Source organism: Leucobacter luti, from assembly GCF_004217175.1.
GTDB classification, from domain to species: Bacteria; Actinomycetota; Actinomycetes; order Actinomycetales; family Microbacteriaceae; genus Leucobacter; species Leucobacter luti.
On record NZ_SHKI01000005.1, the window covers coordinates 75,992 to 95,073 of the forward strand.

Below are 19,082 nucleotides of genomic sequence, written 5' to 3' on the forward strand. Positions count from 1 at the left end.
CGGGGCGCACCCTGACGCCGAGCGAGGGGCTCAAATGCCCGCACCGCGCCCGGCCGAATCGACTTTTTGCTCGACGTCAAGATATATTCTGAGGTGTGCGTGCGCGAATCCTCGCGCGGTGCTCGGGCTCCGAACGGAGCCGATAAGGTGTAGGAATGGCGGCGTCGCACCCGACGCTTTGTCAGTATGAGACCCCACGAGGAGACGACGTGAACGAATCGACTCAGGGCCAGGGCGCGGCCTCAGCAAAACTGACGTTCCCCGGTGGCTCCGCAGAGTTTCCGATCCGCGATGCCGTGGACGGCCACGCCGCGATCGACGTGAGCACCCTCACGAAGCAGAGCGGCTACACAGCGCTCGACTACGGCTTCGTCAACACCGCGTCGACGAAGTCAGCGATCACCTACATCGATGGCGATGCTGGGATCCTGCGCTACCGCGGCTACCCGATCGAGGAGCTCGCGCAGCACTCGACGTTCCTTGAGGTGGCCTACCTGCTAATTTACGGCGAGCTGCCGAGCGCTGACGCCCTCGGGGCGTTCGACGAGGAGATCCGCCGGCACACGCTGCTCCACGAGGACATGCGCTACTACTTCGAGGGCGTGCCGCACACCGCGCACCCGATGGCGGTGCTCTCGGGCGGACTGCAGACGATGTCGACCTACTACGAGAGCTCGCTCGACACGACGGACCCGGAGTTCGTCGAGGTGAACACGATCCGTCTGCTCGCGAAGCTGCCCGTGCTCGCCGCGTACGCGCACAAGAAGTCGGTGGGGCAGGCCTTCCTGTACCCCGACAACAACCTGAGCTTCGTTGAGAACTTCCTCCGCTTGAACTTCGGCAACAAGGCCGAGAAGTACGAGATGAACCCGGTGCTCGTCGACGCGCTCGACAAGCTGCTGATTCTGCACGCGGATCACGAGCAGAACGCCTCCACCTCGACCGTGCGTCTCGTGGGGTCCACCGGTGCCAACATGTTCTCGTCGATTTCGGCCGGGATCAACGCGCTCTCGGGTCCGCTGCACGGCGGCGCGAACGAGGCGGTCCTCGACATGCTCGCGCAGATCCGCGACTCGGGCCAGAGCGTGGAGACCTTCGTCGAAAAGGTGAAGCGCAAGGAAGACGGCGTGAAGCTGATGGGCTTTGGGCACCGCGTGTACAAGAACTACGACCCGCGCGCTCGCATCGTGAGTGAGAGCGCCGGGAAGGTGCTCGAGGAGCTGGGTGTCAACGACCCGCTGCTCGGCCTCGCCCGCGAGCTCGAGCAGATCGCGCTCGAGGACGACTACTTCAAGGAGCGCAAGCTCTACCCCAACGTCGACTTCTACACCGGCGTGATCTACAAGGCGATGGGCTTCCCCACGCGGATGTTCACGGTGCTGTTCGCAATCGGCCGGCTCCCCGGCTGGATTGCGCAGTGGCGCGAGGCCCGCGAGGATCCGCAGACCAAGATCGGTCGCCCGCAGCAGCTGTACATCGGCTCGCCCGAGCGTCACCTGAACCGCTAGGTGTCCGGGGCCGCGAGCCCCGCGCCCCCGAGCACTCGCGAACGTGCCGTGTACGCAGCCACTCGGTTGCGGGCACGGCACTTGTCGTTTCGGCCCGCGCGGACTCTGCCGGGCGGATGCATCGACGCGGGGGACGCGGTTAGGCTAGCTTCATGGAACCTGCCACGATCCCGCCCGCCCTCGAACTCCGAGGACTCGCCAAACGGTTCGGCGACAAGATCGCCGTCAATGGCATCTCGCTGACCATCCCAACGGGCTCCTGCTACGGCCTTGTGGGGCCCAACGGTGCGGGGAAGACGACCACCCTGTCGATGGCGACCGGACTGCTCCGGCCCGAGTTCGGCCAGGCGCTGATTTCAGGCATCGACGTGTGGGAGCACCCGACGGAGGCGAAGCAGCTCGTGGGGGTGCTCGCAGACGGCGTGAAGCTGTTCGACCGGCTCACCGGGGAGCAGCTCATCACCTACACCGGCCTGCTCGCGGGCCTCGACGCCGAGACGGTGGCGCGCCGCTGCGCCGATCTCCTCACCATGCTTGATCTGCGCGACGCCGGCACCACGCTCGTGGTCGACTACTCGGCCGGGATGACCAAGAAGATCGCGCTCGCCTGCGCGCTCGTGCACGCGCCCCGACTGCTCGTGCTCGACGAACCGTTCGAATCGGTTGACCCGGTCTCCGCCGCAAACATCCGCGACATCCTGCAGGGGTTCGTGCGCGGCGGTGGCACCGTGATCGTCTCGAGCCACTCGATGGACCTGGTGCAGCGCATGTGCGACCACGTCGCGGTGATCGCGTCGGGTCGGGTGCTCGCCGCGGGCACGGTGGACGAGGTGCGGGGCGGGTCAACGCTTGAGGATCGCTTCGTCGAACTCGTTGGCGGGCGCCAGCACTTGGAGGGGCCGACATGGCTGAACCACTCCTGACCCCCGGTGCCCAGCCGGCCGGCCTCCCCGGTGTGCTTCCCGGCGAGGGGGCCGGGGCCCGGCCCCGCACCGGACCACTTGAGCGGATCCGGGTGCTCGTGAAGCTGCGATTCAGAGTGCTCTGGAATACGCTGAGCCGGCACCCGTGGCAGCTCGTCGGCGCCATTCTTGGCGCCCTGTACGGGGTCGGCGTGCTCGTTGGGGTGTTCTTCGGCCTGGTCGGGCTGTCCTTCGCCGAGCCAGAGCTCGCCCGCACGGTGCTGATCCTCGGCGGGGCGCTGCTCATCGTCGGCTGGATGCTCGGGCCAATCGTCGCGTCCGGCATGGACCGCACGCTCGACCCGGCCCGGCTCGTGATGCTCCCGCTCAGTCCGGCGACGCAGCTCGCGGGCATCGCGACCGCCAGCCTCCTCGGCGTGCCCGGGATCGTGACGCTCATCGTCTCGGCGGCGACCGCGGCGGTGTGGTTCCGCTCGGCGCCCGCGGTGATCGCAGCCATCCTGCTCGCGCCCGTGGCAGCGATCACCTGCGTGCTCGCGTGCCAGCTCATGGTCACCGCGCTCACCCGGGTCACCGGAAGCCGCAGATTCCGCGAGGTGATCGGTGGCCTCGTGATCCTCGTGCTCGTGCTGGTGGGGCCCCTGATGGCGGGGATCGGCGCCGGGGTGGCGACGCTCGCGGAGCGGCTCCCGGCGGTCGCGAACGCGCTCTCGTGGACCCCGCTCGGCGCCGTGTGGTCGGTGCCCGCGGATCTCGCGGCGGGCGCCTGGCCTCCCGCGCTCGCGAAGCTCGTCATCGCGCTCGCGACGGTCGTGGCGCTGTTCCTCGTGTGGCGCCCTCTCTACCTCGGTGCACTCGGCGCGGCCGGCGCCGGGTCGCAGACGAAGGTGCGCGCCGGCACCGGCTGGTTCGCCCGATTCCCGGCCTCCCCGCGAGGTGCGATCGCTGCGCGGGCGCTCACCTACTGGCTGCGCGACCCCCGCTACCTGCAGAGCCTGATCGTGGTGATCGTGATGCCGGTGGTGTTCGGCTTCGTCTCGGGGAGTTCGGGGCTGCCCATCATGCTCCCGGCGTCCACCATCCTGGTGGCCGTGCTGATCTCGCTCAGCACCTTCACGGACGTGTCCTACGATGGCACCGCGTTCACCACGCACGTCCTGCGCGGCGTGCGCGGCATCGACGACCGGCTCGGCCGAGTGTGGGCGAACGCGATCGTCGGGGTCCCGCTGATCCTGCTCGTCGCGATCGTGACGACCGCGATCGTCGGCCGCTTCGACCAGCTGCCCACGCTCCTCGGGCTCACGGCCGCCGTGACGCTCGGCGGGTTCGGGGTGTCGAGTGTCTGCTCCGCGCTGTTCGTGATGCCCGTGCCGCAGTCTGGCGAGAACCCGTTCGTGTCAAAGCCCGGGGCCGGGATGCTGAGCCTCGTGGGCATGGCCGGGTCGTACGGCTCGCTGTTCGTGCTGTCGCTGCCCACCGCCGGCTTCGCCGTCGCGGCGGGGGTGACGAACGACCCGGTGTGGATCTGGACCACGCTCGGGGTGGGGATCCTCACCGGAGCGCTCGTCTTCTGGGGCGGCGTACGGTGGGGTGCGGCGATCTTCGACCGGAAGGCTCCCGACCTGCTGGCGCGCGTGCACGCGCAGGCGTAGCCGCAGCGACACCTCCCGGACACCTCGCCGCAGCACGGCGGCCACCTGGAACTGGTGCGATTGACGCACACACCAGTTTCGAAGGAGCCACGTTGCCCAGACCACACCGTCCGCTTGCAGTTCTCGCCGCTGGCGCGATCGGCGCAAGCTGCCTGGCCCTTGGGCCACTCACCGCCGCCGTCGCGGCACCGGGAGACTCGGGGGATCCGGCCGCCGGCATCCGCATCACCGAGGTCGAGTCGAGCGGCGGCGTTCCGGGCGACTGGATCGAGCTGGAGAACGCTGGCGCCGCCCCGGCCGATCTCTCGGGCGTGGTGGTGAAAGACAGCGACGACGGGCACGCGTTCGTGTTCCCCGCGGGCACCGTGGTCTCGCCGGGCGCCTTCCTCGTGCTCGACGAGCTCGACGCGGCCGGGGTGGGCGACTTCGATTTCGGGCTCGGCAAGGACGACGCGGTGCGGCTGTTCAGCGCTGCGGGCGAGCTGCTCGACTCGGTGAGCTGGGGGCCGCACGCCACGACCACGCTCGGGCTCACCGCGGCCGGGGAGTGGCGCGACACCCGGGAAGCAACGAAGGGCGCCCCGAACGTGTTCGACGCGCTTCCGGGCGCCGCGGCCGCGCTGCGCTTGAGCGAGGTCGACTCGCAGCCCGCCGACTGGGTCGAGCTGGTGAACACGGGCGCCGAGCCGCTCGATATCGCTGGCTACGAGCTGCGCGACAATTCAGACGACCACAGCTGGCGCTTTCCGGCCGGCAGTGTGATCGCGGCGGGAGAGTACCTCGTTGTTGACGAGAACTCGGTGGGCCTGATCGGCGAGGCCACCGGCCTGTTCCGCGAGGCGATCGGCATCGGCAGCGCCGACCAGATCCGGCTCTTCGACCCGGCCGGGGCGCTCATCGACGACACCGGCGCTTGGAGCGGTCACGCGATGATCGACGGTGACGCGGCGAAGGCGACGCTCGCGCGCTGCCAGCCCGGCACCGGACCGTTCGTGCTGGCCCACCCGACCCCGGGCGCGGCAAACCAGTGCGCTACGGACGACGGCGGTGGTGTGGAACAGCCGCCGCTGCTCACGAGCGTGTGGCCGGGACCGGCCGCCGCGACGGCCGTGGACACCACCCAGATGTTCCTGGAGGACAGCTCCGGCCTCGACACGGAGGTGACCGCCGAGGGAGTGGTGCTGTGGGCCGTGGACAACGGCGAGGGCCGGTTCTGGAAACTCGACGTCGCGGCGGACGGGACGGCGACGTTCGCGGACGGCTGGGCGGCGGGCAAGCGCGCGCGGTTCGCGAAGGACGCGGGGAACCCGGGCGCGGCCGGGCCGGACACCGAGGGCATCACCGCCGCAAACGACGGCTTCGTGTACCTCGCCTCGGAACGCGATAACAGCGCGAAGGGCGTCAACTTCAACGTTGTACTGCAGATCGACCCGACGGCACCGGGGCCCGACGTGGTGGCGAGCACCGAGTGGGACCTCACCGCACTGCTGCCGCAGGTCAGTGCAAACCTGGGCATCGAGGCGGTGGAGTGGGTTGCGGACGCGGATCTCGCCGGGAAACTCGTCGACGCGAACACGGGCGCCGGCTACGATCCGGCCGCCTACCCGCTCCACGGTGACGGCCTGTTCTTCGTCGCGGTTGAGGACGGCGGCCAGGTGTTTGCGTTTGCGCTCAACTCGGACGGCACCGCACAGCGCGTGGCCGAAGTGAAGCCCGGGCTGCCCGGGGTGATGGCCCTCGACTACGACACCGTGCTGGGCGGCCTCTGGGCGGTCTGCGACGACGGCTGTGACGGCGCCTCGGCGTTCATCACGCTGAACGGCACCGAGAGCCCCGAGGTGACGCACTACGCCCGCCCGGAGGGCCTCCCGAACACCAACAACGAGGGCTTCGCCACGGCCCCGGCCGAGCTGACGGCGACCGCGGCCCAGGCCGCTGCTGATCCCGGTGCCGCCGCCACGGTCGGTGGTGGCGCGGCTCGCGCCGCGGTGACCCCGGACACCCGCCCGGCGTGGTGGTTCACGGACGGGGTGCAGACCGCAGCCCTGCACGTTGGTGCGCTGAACGTGGCTGCCGCGGAGATCCCCGGTGGCGGTACCGATGGAGGCACCGACGGCGGTACCGACGGTGGCACCGACGGTGGGGTCGGGGGCGAACCCGGCGGCGTCGCCGTGCCGGATCCGGCCACGCGGCCCGCGGCCGCTGGGGACCCCAGTACGGCACCGGCGGCGCTCGCAATGACGGGCGCCAGTGCCGAGGGTCTTGGCATGCTCGCGGCCGCGGTCCTCACGCTCGTGGGTGGCGCCGCGATCGTGTTCGGGCGGCGCGGGGCGCGGGCCTCGGCCGCCGACACCTCCCGAATTCACGTGGTCGGGGAGTAGCGCCGCGCACAGACGCCTCGGGGCGGTGCGGGAGAGATCCCGCACCGCCCCGAGGCGTCTGTGGTGAGTGCTAGGCGTGCAGCGCCTCGTTGAGCACGATGCCGGAGCCCTCGCGCGGGAGCACCTCGACCGCACCCGTGCGCGAGTTGCGGCGGAACAGGAGCTTGGGCACGCCGGAGAGGTCCAGCGCCTTCACCTCCACTGCCTCGCCCGCCGAGTCCGCGGTGCCCTGCGGCAGGATCACCTTCGTGCCGGCGGTCACGTACAGGCCGGCCTCGACGACGCTGTCGTCGCCCAGGGAGATCCCGATCCCCGAGTTTGCGCCGAGCAGCGCCCGCTCGCCGATCGTGATCCGCTGCGTGCCGCCGCCCGAGAGCGTGCCCATGATCGAGGCGCCGCCACCGATGTCGGAGCCGTTGCCCACCACAACGCCCTGCGAGATTCGGCCCTCCACCATCGACGCGCCGAGCGTGCCAGCGTTGAAGTTAATGAAGCCCTCGTGCATCACGGTTGTGCCCGGCGCGAGGTGCGCGCCGAGACGGACCCGCGACGCATCGGCGATGCGAACTCCGGCCGGAACCACGTAGTCGGTGAGCCGGGGGAACTTGTCGATGCCCACCGCGGTGACGCCGGCGCGCTTGAGCAGCGGCAGCCGGGCCGCGTATGCCTCGGGCTGCATGGGCCCCGCCGTGGTCCACGCGATGTTTGGCAGGAGGCCAAAGATCCCGTCGAGATTCAGCGAGTTGGGAAGCGCGAGGCAGTGCGAGAGCAGGTGGAGGCGCAGGTACGCGTCCTCGGTGGAGGCGGGTGCCGCGTCGAGATCGATCTCAACGTTGACGAAGCGCAGCTCGACGCCGCGCACCTCGTCGGCGCCGGTGAGGCCAGCGAGCTCGGCCGGGGCAATCCACGGATCGCGGTCGTCCGGGCGGCGACCCAGCGCGGGGGCGGGGAACCAAGCGTCAAGGGTGGTGCCGGCGGCGGCGAGCGTGGCGATTCCGGCGGCCCAGGCGTAACGAGTGTCAGTCATGCCTGCAATCGTACCGGTGCCCGAAGTGCCGCCGGTCGCCCGCACGCCGTAGGCTGGTCGGGTGAGTATTCAGGAGACCCCGGCCAGCGCATCCGACCCGATCCTCGACCCCGCAGCGGGCCCGGTTGAACTGACCCGGCAGCTGTGCAACATCCACTCGGTGTCCGGCGACGAGCGCGCGATCGCCGACGAAGTTGAGGCGATGCTGCGCCGTCACGCCCCGCACCTGGCGATCACGCGCGACGGCGACACGATCATCGCCCGCACCGAGCTGGGGCGCGACCGCCGCGTCGCGATCGCCGGGCACCTCGACACCGTGCCCATCAACAACAATCTGCCCGTGCGCGACGAGACCGACCCGGAGACCGGCGCCGCCGTGATCTGGGGGCGCGGCACCGTCGATATGAAGGCCGGTGTGGCCGTGCAGCTCGCGCTCGCGGTGGAGCTCGTGGCCCCCGCCGTCGACGTGACCTGGGTCTGGTACGACCACGAGGAGGTGGCGTCAGATCTGAGCGGGCTCGGCCGCGCGATGCGCAACCACCCCGAGCTGTTCGCCGCCGACTTCGCGATTCTGGGCGAGCCGTCGAACGGCACGATCGAGGGCGGCTGCAACGGGACGCTCCGCGCACGGGTCGAGCTGCACGGTACGCGCGCGCACTCCGCGCGGAGCTGGATGGGGGTCAACGCAATCCACCGGGCCGGGGCGCTGCTCGCGCGTCTCGCGGCATACGAAGCGGAGCGCGTGGTCGTCGATGGACTCGAATACCGCGAGGGGCTCAACGCCGTGCGCATCGACGGGGGCGTCGCCGGGAACGTGATCCCGGACCGCTGCTGCATCGAGGTGAACTACCGCTTTGCGCCGAGCCGATCCGCCGACGAGGCCGTCGCGTTCGTGCGCGACTTCTTCGTCGACGCGGACGCCGTTGAAATCGTGGACCTGTCGCCCGGCGCGCGGCCCGGCCTCGACGCGCCCCTCGCGCAGCGCTTCGTAGCCGCGGTGGGGCAGGAGCCCACCGCGAAGCTCGGCTGGACCGACGTGTCGCGGTTTTCCGCGCTCGGAATCCCCGCCGTGAACTTCGGTCCAGGCAACGCCCTGCTCGCTCACGCCGACGACGAGCGGGTCCCCGTGGGCCAGATCGAATCGAGCTTTTCGGCGCTGCGCGCCTGGCTTTCCGCGGCTCAAGAACCGCTCGCGAAGTAACGTCGCGTCCTCGCGATTCGGTTTGCTCCGCCGAAGCACGATAAAATGGGCCTGAACCACCAAACTATGCGAGGAGGCGTCATGGCTGCAATGAAACCGAGGACTGGGGATGGACCCATGGAGGCGGTACGTGAAAGCAGGCTGATCGTCGTGCGGGTACCGCTCGAGGGCGGCGGACGTCTCGTCGTGTCGGTCAATGACCAGGAAGCGGCGGAACTGCGAGACGTGCTCGCTGGTGTGCTCGACGGCAAGTAGCCGTTCGCAGACCACACCCCGAAATACCACAGCAACCCCGCCCCTCTCTCGAGAGGTGCGGGGTTTCGTGCGTCTGGGCTCGGCGGCCCGCGGGCGGCGCCCGGCTCTCAGCACCCGGGGTCCGGCGCCGGGTGGCGAAGGCGCGAACTGCCTACCTCGCCCGCCCCAGGCCGACGCAGGGGCGCAGCCCGATCCGGAGTTGTGTGGACAACTGAACGGCGTGTGACCCCGCGGCGAAAGCTGCGTGACGGCGACGCGTGTCCCCGCGAGTGGAGGCGCGCGCTCGGAGACTTGAAGACGGTGCGGCCCGGACGGGCGGCACCCGTCCACAACTTCTCTAGACACCTTGGAGTGACTCACCGTGAGGAAACACGCAATCGCGGCCGCCGTTGGCGCCGTCGCGCTGGGGGTGACCGGCGTCTGCGCCGGAATCGCACCCGCTGCACAGGCAACGACCGAGCCGGCCGCCGCGCCGAAGACCCTCGTAATCGGCGTTGACGGGGCCGCGTTCGACGCCATGGCCGGCGCCGCAATGCCAAACGTCCAGGCGCTGCAGGCCGGCGGCCTCACCGCCGCGAGCAACCTGCCCGGCAACCCGATGGCCCCCACCGTGTACGGACCTGGCTGGTCAACGATCGCGACCGGCGTCTGGCCCGACAAGCACGGGGTATCGGACAACAACTTCACTGCGCCGATGTTTGCGCAGTACCCCGACTACCTGAGCCGGATTGAGGCCGCGGCGCCCGCGCGCGGTACGGCGGTGATCGGCACCTGGGGTCCGATCTCGACCACGATCTTCGGATCCGGCGTTGACCTGCGCGTGCAGGGCGCCGGCGACGTCGACACGACCGCGCGGGCGGTCGCGGAGCTGCAGCGCCCCGAGACCGACGACGTGTTCGTGCACCTCGACGAGGTGGACGGGGACGGGCACGCGTCCGGGTCGAGCTCCGCCGCCTACCGCGACGCGCTCGCCGTCGCGGACGCACAGATCGGGCAGATGGTCGCCGCCGTGCAGGCGCGGGCAGGCTACGCGGCGGAAGACTGGCTGATTCTCGTGACTTCCGACCACGGGCACACCCCGGGCGGCGGGCACGGCGGGGCGACGAAGCTCGAACGCAAGACCTACGTGATTGCACAGGGAGCGGAGTTCGCGCCGGGTACCGTGCGTCACGACGTGCGCATTTCGGACATCGCCCCAACGGTTCTCGCGCACACCGGCATCGCCCGCGACGCGGCTTGGGAACTCGACGGTGCCGCCGTCACCGACCTCGTTGCCGACGATTTCGACGCACTGCGCCCGCAGCTGCGCACCGCGGTGAACGAGACGGGGCCGGGCCAACTGCTCGGCTGGACCGACGTGGCGCCGGCGGGCTGGGAGATCGACAACTCGCGGATGCCCACGGGGGGCGCGCCCGAATTTCGGGGGTGGACCTTCATGACCGACGACTTCTTCTCAAACGTGGAGCTCGGCCAGCACCGCGAGAACAACGTGCGCTCGCGCGACGTATTTGCGGTCGCCGATTCCGACGAGTGGGCGGACGTGAGCCCGCGCGGTGGCAACACGTTCGACTCGACGCTCGTGAGCCCCGCCTACGAGCTGAACGGGGCGGCGACGGCCGATGTCTCGTTCGTCTCCGACTACGCTGTTGACGGTCCGCAGGGCGCCACCGTGTGGGCCACCTTTGACGAGGAGTCCGGCCTGCCCCGCCAGAAACTGGTTGAGTACCAGGCCGACGGTACCCGCGAGAACCCCGTGAACGCGATCGAGCGGGTCGCGGTCGAGCTGCCGCGCACGGCGGCGGGGGCGCTGCCGCGCACCATAAGCCTGCAGTTCTCGTACTCGGGCAACAACAGCGCGTTCTGGGTGATCGACCAGGTGCGGTTCAGCCAGCCAGACGCTCCCGCGGTGCCCGCAACGCTCACACTCTCGGCGCCCGCTGTCGCCGCGGGCGGCGCGGTGACCGTCACGGGGACAGGGTTTGCCGCGGGGGAGAGCCTCGCCGTGGAACTCCGCTCCACGCCCCGATCGCTCGGCGCTCTCACCGCGGACGCGTCTGGCGCGTTCGCTCAGGAGCTGCAGATCCCCGCGGATACCGCCGCCGGCGAGCACACCCTCGCGGTGCTCCGGGCGGACGGTGCAGAGGTGACGCACGCGCTGACAGTGACCGCCGCAGTCGGACCGGGCACTGATCCGGGCACTGATCCGGGCACTGATCCGGGCACCGATCCGGGTACCGACCCCGGGACCACGCCCGGCACTGACGGGGGGACCGCTCCGGACGTCGAATCCGGGCAGCACCCGGACGCCACGCCCGCGGGTGCGACGAACGGCGCCAAGCTCGCGGTCACCGGCGGCGACCCGGCCCCGGTCGCGCTGCTCTGGAGCGCGCTCGCCGCGGTACTCGTTGGCGCGGGGACGGTATTGGCGGTGCGGCTGCGCCGCCATCGCGTCGCCGCGTCTCGCACCGAGTAGGTGAACCACGTCGCCCCGCGCCTCGGATGCGAGGCGCGGGGCGACGTGTGCCGGTGTGGTGGTGACGCTAGCCGTCGAGGCGCACCAGCGTCAGAAGTCCGTCGCCCGCGGGGGAGAGCATCGGTGCAATCGCCGGGGACTCGGCGACCAGCGTGAGGAGATCGCGCACCGCCTGGGTCTCGGCGTCGCGCGCGGCGGGATCCGGCACGCGGCCGTGGGCGAACGCTCCGGGGACCACGATGCAGCCGCCCTGGCGCACGATGCCGAGCGCGTACTCGAAGTGCTCAAGCAGCTGTGTCGGGTCCGCGTTGAGGAGCACCAGATCGTACGAGGCAAGGTTGAGGCGGGGCATCACGTGCCGCGCGTCGCCCTCGATGGTGCGCAGCCGCGCTGCCGGAATCCCCGCCTCTGCGAAGACCGCCCGCGCCTCGCGCAGGTGCTCGGGTTCGATCTCGATCGTGGTGAGCGTCGCCTCCGGCGCGTGCCGGAGCAGCGAGAGTCCGCTGACGCCGACGCCGGTGCCCACCTCGCAGATCGCTTGCGCGCGGGTGAGCACGGCCAGCCCCGAGAGCTGCGCACCGATTGAGCGGCTGACCGGTTCGATCCCGAGTTCGAGGGAGAGCCGGCGCGCACGGACGAGCGCTTCGGTCTCGCCCGGGTACTGTTCGGCATACTGCCAGTTGCGTTCGAGCTTGCTCACGATTCCCTCCGAAGTGATGCGCGTCGATCCGGAACTCCGGTGTTCCCGGTGACCCCGCTCGCGCGCTCTCCCTAGCGTAGAGCCAGTGGGAGGCGACCCGGCAGCTCCCACGCGAGCACGGCACGATTTTGTAGACACGTGTTCCACCCCTTGGTGTGCGGCGAGCGCTACGATGGTCTGCAATGGGACTCACAATCGACAAGATCCTGGTGATCATGGTGATCGCCCTGTTTGTGCTGGGTCCAGAGCGCCTGCCGGTGTACGCGAAGAAGCTTGGTGAGCTGGTGCGCAGCATCAAACGCATGGCCGACGGCGCGAAGGATCGGCTCAAGGACGAGATGGGGCCGGAGTTCGACGAGGTCGACTGGCGTCAGCTCGATCCGCGACAGTACGACCCGCGACGGATCATCCGCGACGCCCTGGTCGAGGATGAGCGCGAGGCGCACGCCGAGGCGCGCCGCACCAGAGTTGCGGAGTCCGCCGCCCGGCGCGCGTCCGTGGCCGCGGCCGCGGGACTCCCGGAGGGTGGGCTCTTCTTCGACGAGGAGGCAACATGAGCGCGGGGGAAATCGCGTGACACCCCGGGTCGATCGGGGCGCTGACGGGGAGTGGGACCGGCCGCTGAATTCGCAGCACAACCCTCCGCAGCAGGTGCTTGATGAGATCATGTACGCCCTCGACACGACCTCGATCATCGCCATCACCGATCGCCGCGGTGTGCTTACCCACGTCAACGACCGCTTCTGCGAGACCTCACGCTACTCGCGCGAGGAGCTTCTCGGCCAGACCCACGCGATCGTCAATTCCGGGTACCACCCGAAAGAGTTCTTCAAGGAGATGTGGCGCGTGATTGGCCGTGGCGAGGTGTGGAAGAACGAGATCTGTAATCGCACCAAAGACGGTGACGAGTACTGGGTCGACACCATGATCATCCCGCTGCTCGACGAGCGCGGCAAGCCGGCGCGCTACGTGTCGATCCGCAGCGAGGAGACGCAGCGGCACATCGCGGAAGAACAGGTGCGTACGCTCGCGTACTTCGACTCGGTGACGGGGCTCGCGAACCGGGAATCGATCCTCGGCACGATTCAGGCGACGATCGCCCCGGGCGCCGCTGGAAGCTTCAGCGCGTTCGTGACGGTGAGTGCGGATGAGCTGTCCGTGGTCAACGACGCGTTCGGCTTTGAGACGGGCGACCGGCTCCTCGTCGAGGCCGCGCGACGGCTGCAGCGCGTTGAGACACACGGCGCGCGCCTAGGCAGGATCGGCTCCAACACGTTCGGGATTATTCTGCCGAATCTCGGCTCGGACTGCCGCGCGGCCGAGGCCGCGTGCCTCGATCTCATTGAGCGCGTGCTCGCGGAGCTGTGCGGCCCCGTCGAGCTCGGCTCGGGGGTGGTGGTCGATGTTTCCGCGAGCGTCGGGTACGTGCTCTGGACCACGCCGGATCTCGCTGCCCACGTGACAGCGCCGGGCTGCCCCGCCAACGAGTTCATTGTCACCGACGACCCGCACGAGGTGGTCAAGTGCTCCGAGATCGCCCGCAAGCGCGCCCGACGCGAGGGCGGCCAGCGCCGGGTACAGCACTTCCAACAGCGCATGCTCAACGAGGCCCAGGACCGCGTGCGGCTCATCTCCGAGCTCCACCGCGGGATCGAGAAGGGCGAACTGCACCTGTTCTCGCAACCGATTGTCAACCGCGAGCGCAGCATTATCGGAGAGGAAAGCCTGATCCGCTGGTTTAGCAGCGTGCTCGGCACCGTCGCTCCGGACGACTTTATTCCGCTCGCCGAGCAAACCGGCGTAATCGTGGAGATTGGCGACTGGGTGCTTGAGGAAGCGTGCCGGGTGCTTGCTGAGTGGAGCCGCGACCCAGCGCGTTCCGACCTCACGCTCTCGGTCAACCTGAGCGAGCGGCAGCTGCGCGCCGACGGGTTTGGCGAGCGCGTTCGCGAGATCATTGAGCGCTACGGGGTGCGCCCGGGCCGGCTCACTTTCGAGCTCACCGAGAGCGTGCTCCACACCGACATCGATCGCACCGTCGGGCTCTTGGGGATGCTGCGCACGGAGGGCGTGAAGTCGTCGCTCGACGATTTCGGAACCGGCTACTCCTCGCTGAGCTACCTGCAGCAGCTGCCGGTGCAGCAGATCAAGATCGACCGCTCGTTTGTCTCCTCGATTGTCGAGGACCCGCAGGCCGCCGCGATCGCGCTGGCGATCGTGCGTCTCGGCCGCACCTTCAACCTGCAGGTGGTGGCCGAGGGGGTGGAAACCGAGGATCAGTTCGAGAAACTGCGCGATCTCGGGGTCGACGCGTTCCAGGGGTTCCTTTTTGGGCACCCGCGCCCCATCAGTGAGTTGCTCGTCGGGGCATAGCGCGCGTGCTGCGCGCGGCGGCTCGCGTGTTGTGCGGCGCCGCGCGGATGGCGCAGCCCCGATCGGCTGCCAGCCTAGACGCTGAGGCCGAGCGCGCGGCCGGCGAGCCCGCGCCCGCGCGCCGCGATCGCCCTGGCCACGCTGATGACGGCCGCCGCGGCCGGATCGGCCGGATCCGAGAGCACCGCCGGGTCGCCCGCGTCGCCCCGCTCGCGGAAGGTTGGGCTGAGCGGCACGCTCCCGAGGAGCGGCACGTCGCCGTGCTCCTCATCGCTCAGGCGAGCGGCGACGAGCGCCCCGCCGCCTGAGCCGAAGACGTCGATCACGCTGCCGTCGGGCTGGGTGAGCCCCGCCATGTTCTCGACCACGCCGATCACGCGTTGCCCGGTCTGCCGAGCCACGAGTGCGCTGCGCACGGCGACGTCGGCGGCGGCCTCCTGCGGGGTCGTCACCACGAGCACCTCGGCGTTCGGGAGCAGCTGCCCCACGCTGATCGCGATGTCCCCGGTCCCGGGCGGGAGATCGAGGAGCAGCACGTCGAGGTCACCGAACCACACGTCGCGCAGGAACTGCTCGATCGTGCGGTGCAGCATCGGGCCGCGCCAGGACACGGCCGTGGTGCGCGGATCCGCGTCGCCGAGGAACATGCCGATCGAAATCACTTTCACGCCGTGTGCCACGGGCGGCAGGATCATGTCGTCCACCCGGGTCGGCTGCGTGACGGCGCCGTCGCGGCTGAGCCCCAGAATACCCGGGATCGAGAATCCGAAGACGTCGGCATCGATGAGGCCAACGGAGAGTCCCTGATCCGCGAGCGCGACCGCGAGGCCAGCGGTGAGGGATGACTTGCCCACGCCGCCCTTGCCACTGGTGACGGTGATCACCCGGGTCAGTGAGTCCGGGCCGAACTGCTGCGGACGCACGCCGCCGGGACCGCGCACCCGCTCGGTGAACGCGCGCCGCTTGGCGGGCGACATCACCCCGACCGTCACGTGCGCCGAGGCCACAGCCGGCGCACTCTCAGCGGCGGCGAGGGTGTCCGCCTCGATGCGCCGCGCCGCGGGGCAGCCGGCAATCGTGAGCAGGATCGACACCTCGGCGTGGCCCGCCGCGTCAACGCTCACGTCTTCGACCATGCCGAGCTCCGTGATCGGACGCAGGATCTCGGGGTCCCGCACACGGTCAAGAGCGGCCCACACCGCCAGCTCGGGGCCAGCAGCGGTCTCGCGCTCGGTCATGCTCGGTCGTCCTCCTCGGTGCGAATTGCTTCGTGAGCTTCGACGCTGTCGGGTGCGTTTGTATTCCCGGCCGCGGAACCCGGGGGCGCGTGCGGTGCCCGCCGGGACTGTCGCGGGGCGGGCGCGGGTTCCGCTGCGGGCGCGGACCCGGACGAGCGCGTGAGCTCCGGAGTGTGCGTGAGTTCCGGCGTCGGCGGGAGCTCGGGGTCCGGCGCGCTCGATTCGAGCTCGGCGAGCAGCGAGCGCAGCTCAGCGCGCAGAAAATCGCGATCCGGCAGATCCTTCATCGCGAGGCGCAGGGCCACCACCTCGCGGGCCAGAAACTCGGTATCGGCGAGCGCGCGCTCAGCGCGCTGCCGGTCCTGTTCGATCTGCACGCGGTCGCGATCGTCCTGGCGGTTCTGCGCCAGCAGGATCATCGGGGCGGCGTACGAGGCTTGGAGCGACAGGATCAACGTCAGCGCCGTGAACCCGAGGGCAGCGGAGTCGAAGCGCAGCTCCTCCGGGCCGACCGTGTTGAACGCGAGCCACGCGATGCAGAAGAACGTGAGGAACAGCAGGAACCACGGCGTCCCCATGCCGCGCGCGATGCCCTCGGTCCAGCGGCCGAACCGCTCGCTGCCGCTCACGCGCGGCCCATCGCCTCCCGCGCGACGCGGTGCGCGGGAGCCCATCGCAAGCGGCGAGTCGAGGCCGGTGTTGTTGCGTCTGAAGAGGCTCATGGCCGGATCTCCGCGTCGTCGTCCGCGTGCCGCCAGTCGTCGGGCAGGAGGTGATCGAGCACGTCGTCGACGGTCACCACGCCAACGAGTCGGTTCTGCGTGTCGACCACGGGGAGCGCGACCATGTCGTAGCTCGCGAGTCGGCGCGACACCTCGGCCGCGCTCGCGAGCACGGTGACCGGCTCGATCTCGGTGTCGATCAGCGAGCTGAGGCGCTCGTGGGGTGGGAAGCGGAGCATGCGCTGGAAGTGGGCCATGCCGAGATACTCGCCGGTCGGGGTCTCGTACGGCGGGTGCGTCACGTACACGGCGGAGGCCATCGCCGGCGGGATTTCGGCGCGCCGAATCATGGCGAGCCCCTCCGCCACGCTCGACTCCGCCGAGAGCACGATCGGTGAGGGACTCATCAGGCCGCCGGCGGTGTCGGCGTCGTAGACGAGCAGCCGGCGCACGTCCTCCGCCTCCTCGGGCTCCATGAGGTCGAGCAGCTCGGCGCCCTTCGCCGCGGGCAGCGCCGAGATGAGGTCGGCCGCGTCGTCCGGCTCCATGCGGTCGAGCACATCGGCCGTGCGATCCGGGCGGAGGTTTGCCAGGAGCGCCAGCTGATCGGACTCCGACATCTCTTCGAGGGCGTCGGCGACCCGCTCGTCCGGGAGCTCGCCGACCACCTCGAACATGCGGGCGGACGGCAGCTCGAGCAGCGCCTCGGCGAGGTCGGCCGGTTTGAGATCGACCATGGTCTGGATGAGCAGCTCCGCAGACTGCGCGCCGGCCGCCGGAAGCCGCACGTCCGACCAGCGCACGGTGCGCGCGTCGCCGCGGCTGAACGGCGCGGCGGGCTTCGGCAGTCGCACGAACACCTCGGAGACCAGCCACTCGCCCGAGCGTGCCTGTTCGATTGCCGCGTCCTCGATCCGCGCGGTCTGGGGCGGTGCGCCCGGGGGGTCTGCGGCGAGCTGCACGTCGCGCCCGATCAGCTCGGCGATCATGCGGGTCTCGCCGCCGCGCTGCTGGAAGCGGCGCACGTTGATCAGGCCGGTCGTGATGACCTGGCCCGAGCCGATCGAGGTGACGCGGCCGATCGGCACGAAGACGCGGCGCTTGCCCGGAATCTCGACGATCAGGCCGACTACGCGCGGCGCGGCAGCGGTGCGGAACACCACGAGCACGTCGCGCACCTTGCCGATCCGGTCACCCGCCGGATCGAACACGCTGCGCCCCGCGAGCCGCCCCACAAATACCCTCGATGTCCTCACTCCCCTACGGTACCGCGCTGAGGTGACTGATTGGGGTGAACCTTCCCTGGTCGGCCCGTGAATTAAACGCCTGGCGCACGCGGCGCACGCCAGGCAGCTTCCGGTCAGGGAGCCTCGTGCAGACTTGCGGGTATGGCTCGATCCACTGTTCATACCGGCGCGGCCACCGCGCTCGTGCGCCCGCGGCGGCGGCCGCGCGCCGCCGTACTCCTCGCTCTGCTCGGTGTGCTCACCCTCGGTCTCGCCGGCTGCGCGCCGGAGCCGACGGCCGCCGAGCCGACCGCGACGCCGAGCCAGAGCGCGCCAGCCACCGCGGCGCCGCCCGCGGAGCCCGAACCGGAGCCGCAGCTGCTCCTGGCGTCGCTCGCGCACACCGATTCGCTCGCGGTCATTGATCCGGCGCAGCCGGACGGCGAGGCGGTGCGGCAGATCCGCGTCGGGGCCGCCCCCTGGGGCGTTGGCACGCACACCGACCCAGACGGCAAGACGACCGCCTACGCGGCAACGGCCGAGGGGCTCGCGGTCGTCGACCCGGCCGCGGGCGAGCTCAGCGCTCTCCTACCGTACGCGCACCCGGCGCAGCGCATCGAATCGGGGGAGTACCGGCCCGGCGGGCTCGGCCTCGCCGTGGCGCCGGACGGCTCACGGGTGTACGTTGCCGTGACGCCGGGCGACGGCAGTTTCGTGCTCGAGGTGTTCGACACCGCCAGCCAGACCGTCGTCGGGAGCGTCCCGGTGGGCGCGCGGCCGTTCGACGTGCTCGTGGCCCCGGACGGGTCGTGGGCAGCGACCGTCGACCACGACAGCTTCACCGTCACCGTCGTCGACGCCGCAACCCTGCAGCCCACCACGCACCAGGTCGCCCCGTTCGGCACCGAGGGCGGGCTCGCGTCCTGGGAGAAACCGCACTACGGCGCCGTCACCTCCGACGGAGCGATCCTGCTGCCGTACCAGGGCCAAACCGTGGTGCGCCTCGATCCGCGCACCGGCGAGCAGACCACGATCGCGAGTGCCGCGAACTCGCACGCGCACGGCACCGCGCTCGCCGGCGATCGGCTGCTCACCGTTGGCACCGGGGCGTTCGGTTCGGCGGACGGCACGCCGAACCTGTCAATCCTGAACGTCGAGACCGGGGCCGAGGAGGTCGTGCCGCTCGCGCTCCCGCACGAGACCGTCGCTCCCTGGCGCGATGCAGCGGGGGCTGAATACGCGGCGGTGGCCGGCGGAAACACGCGGAACGAGGGCTGGGACGGCGTGACCCTCGTCGCGCTCGACGGGCTCGCCACGCGCGAGCTGCCCGTGTCCGGCTACCCGCAGGCGATCGTGAGCTACCCGGCCGCATAAGTCAGCCCCGCGCGAAAGGTGAGTGCGCC

The 19,082-nt window shown here is 70.4% G+C and carries 15 protein-coding genes; 10 read left to right on the forward strand and 5 right to left on the reverse strand.

The window, feature by feature from the left end:
* Positions 1 to 209 precede the first annotated feature (209 nt).
* The 4 genes from EV139_RS09490 to EV139_RS15980 all read left to right on the forward strand — a co-directional run bounded on the left by EV139_RS09490 (position 210) and on the right by EV139_RS15980 (position 6,464).
* Complete coding sequence (locus tag EV139_RS09490; protein ID WP_130454107.1) at positions 210 to 1,508, forward strand: citrate synthase; 1,299 nt, start codon at positions 210 to 212, stop codon at positions 1,506 to 1,508.
* 152 nt (positions 1,509 to 1,660) lie between these two features.
* Entirely contained in the window at positions 1,661 to 2,431 is a 771-nt protein-coding gene (locus tag EV139_RS09495) for an ABC transporter ATP-binding protein (protein WP_130454108.1), read from the forward strand.
* On the forward strand, positions 2,413 to 4,083 hold the full coding sequence (locus EV139_RS09500; RefSeq protein ID WP_130454109.1) for a hypothetical protein: 1,671 nt from the start codon (positions 2,413 to 2,415) through the stop codon (positions 4,081 to 4,083). The genes EV139_RS09495 and EV139_RS09500 overlap by 19 nt, the downstream gene beginning before the upstream one ends.
* A gap of 92 nt (positions 4,084 to 4,175) precedes the next feature.
* Positions 4,176 to 6,464 (forward strand): lamin tail domain-containing protein, encoded by a 2,289-nt coding sequence (locus EV139_RS15980; protein ID WP_130454110.1) that lies wholly within the window; start codon positions 4,176 to 4,178, stop codon positions 6,462 to 6,464.
* A 70-nt stretch (positions 6,465 to 6,534) separates the two neighbouring features.
* On the opposite strand, the gene dapD is transcribed toward EV139_RS15980, so the two are convergent.
* A complete protein-coding gene (gene dapD, locus EV139_RS09510) occupies positions 6,535 to 7,491 on the reverse strand; it encodes a 2,3,4,5-tetrahydropyridine-2,6-dicarboxylate N-succinyltransferase (protein ID WP_130454111.1) in 957 nt (318 codons plus the stop codon).
* A 61-nt stretch (positions 7,492 to 7,552) separates the two neighbouring features.
* Between dapD and dapE the strand changes: the two genes are divergently transcribed.
* The 3 genes from dapE to EV139_RS09525 all read left to right on the forward strand — a co-directional run bounded on the left by dapE (position 7,553) and on the right by EV139_RS09525 (position 11,420).
* The gene (gene dapE, locus EV139_RS09515) at positions 7,553 to 8,692 is read left to right on the forward strand and encodes a succinyl-diaminopimelate desuccinylase (protein ID WP_420029110.1); all 1,140 of its coding nucleotides are present in this window, start codon (positions 7,553 to 7,555) and stop codon (positions 8,690 to 8,692) included.
* 81 nt (positions 8,693 to 8,773) lie between these two features.
* Positions 8,774 to 8,947, forward strand: a complete 174-nt coding sequence (locus EV139_RS09520; RefSeq protein WP_130454112.1) for a DUF3117 domain-containing protein — start codon at positions 8,774 to 8,776, stop codon at positions 8,945 to 8,947.
* 361 nt (positions 8,948 to 9,308) lie between these two features.
* On the forward strand, positions 9,309 to 11,420 hold the full coding sequence (locus EV139_RS09525; RefSeq protein ID WP_130454113.1) for an alkaline phosphatase family protein: 2,112 nt from the start codon (positions 9,309 to 9,311) through the stop codon (positions 11,418 to 11,420).
* Positions 11,421 to 11,487: 67 nt separating this feature from the next.
* Here EV139_RS09525 and EV139_RS09530 read toward each other — a convergent pair whose 3' ends face one another.
* Entirely contained in the window at positions 11,488 to 12,120 is a 633-nt protein-coding gene (locus EV139_RS09530; RefSeq protein WP_130454114.1) for an O-methyltransferase, read from the reverse strand.
* A gap of 182 nt (positions 12,121 to 12,302) precedes the next feature.
* Here EV139_RS09530 and EV139_RS09535 point away from each other — a divergent pair, with 182 nt between their 5' ends.
* Both EV139_RS09535 and EV139_RS09540 read left to right on the forward strand, forming a co-directional pair.
* The gene (locus EV139_RS09535) at positions 12,303 to 12,677 is read left to right on the forward strand and encodes a twin-arginine translocase TatA/TatE family subunit (protein WP_130454115.1); all 375 of its coding nucleotides are present in this window, start codon (positions 12,303 to 12,305) and stop codon (positions 12,675 to 12,677) included.
* A 94-nt stretch (positions 12,678 to 12,771) separates the two neighbouring features.
* Positions 12,772 to 14,493: a putative bifunctional diguanylate cyclase/phosphodiesterase gene (locus tag EV139_RS09540; protein ID WP_241989012.1), complete on the forward strand. Its 1,722-nt coding sequence runs from the start codon at positions 12,772 to 12,774 to the stop codon at positions 14,491 to 14,493.
* 74 nt (positions 14,494 to 14,567) lie between these two features.
* On the opposite strand, the gene EV139_RS09545 is transcribed toward EV139_RS09540, so the two are convergent.
* From EV139_RS09545 to EV139_RS09555, 3 genes are read right to left on the reverse strand one after another with little or no spacing between them, the layout of a single operon-like run.
* Positions 14,568 to 15,731 (reverse strand): P-loop NTPase, encoded by a 1,164-nt coding sequence (locus EV139_RS09545; RefSeq protein WP_130454116.1) that lies wholly within the window; start codon positions 15,729 to 15,731, stop codon positions 14,568 to 14,570.
* Positions 15,728 to 16,453 (reverse strand): DUF1003 domain-containing protein, encoded by a 726-nt coding sequence (locus EV139_RS09550; protein ID WP_237464381.1) that lies wholly within the window; start codon positions 16,451 to 16,453, stop codon positions 15,728 to 15,730. Before EV139_RS09550 ends, EV139_RS09545 begins: the two co-directional genes overlap by 4 nt.
* Positions 16,450 to 17,709 (reverse strand): magnesium transporter MgtE N-terminal domain-containing protein, encoded by a 1,260-nt coding sequence (locus EV139_RS09555; RefSeq protein WP_130454117.1) that lies wholly within the window; start codon positions 17,707 to 17,709, stop codon positions 16,450 to 16,452. The genes EV139_RS09550 and EV139_RS09555 overlap by 4 nt, the downstream gene beginning before the upstream one ends.
* Before the next feature lie 132 nt (positions 17,710 to 17,841).
* Between EV139_RS09555 and EV139_RS09560 the strand changes: the two genes are divergently transcribed.
* Positions 17,842 to 19,053: a YncE family protein gene (locus EV139_RS09560; protein ID WP_237464377.1), complete on the forward strand. Its 1,212-nt coding sequence runs from the start codon at positions 17,842 to 17,844 to the stop codon at positions 19,051 to 19,053.
* Positions 19,054 to 19,082: the final 29 nt, after the last annotated feature.

Coding starts and splice junctions, on each gene's coding strand:
- EV139_RS09495 (WP_130454108.1), top strand. CDS start 1,661: ATGGAACCTGCCACGATCCCGCCCGCCCTCGAACTCCGAGGACTCGCC.
- EV139_RS09500 (WP_130454109.1), top strand. CDS start 2,413: ATGGCTGAACCACTCCTGACCCCCGGTGCCCAGCCGGCCGGCCTCCCC.
- dapD (WP_130454111.1), bottom strand. CDS start 7,491: ATGACTGACACTCGTTACGCCTGGGCCGCCGGAATCGCCACGCTCGCC.
- EV139_RS09520 (WP_130454112.1), top strand. CDS start 8,774: ATGGCTGCAATGAAACCGAGGACTGGGGATGGACCCATGGAGGCGGTA.
- EV139_RS09535 (WP_130454115.1), top strand. CDS start 12,303: ATGGGACTCACAATCGACAAGATCCTGGTGATCATGGTGATCGCCCTG.
- EV139_RS09545 (WP_130454116.1), bottom strand. CDS start 15,731: ATGACCGAGCGCGAGACCGCTGCTGGCCCCGAGCTGGCGGTGTGGGCC.
- EV139_RS09550 (WP_237464381.1), bottom strand. CDS start 16,453: ATGAGCCTCTTCAGACGCAACAACACCGGCCTCGACTCGCCGCTTGCG.
- EV139_RS09560 (WP_237464377.1), top strand. CDS start 17,842: ATGGCTCGATCCACTGTTCATACCGGCGCGGCCACCGCGCTCGTGCGC.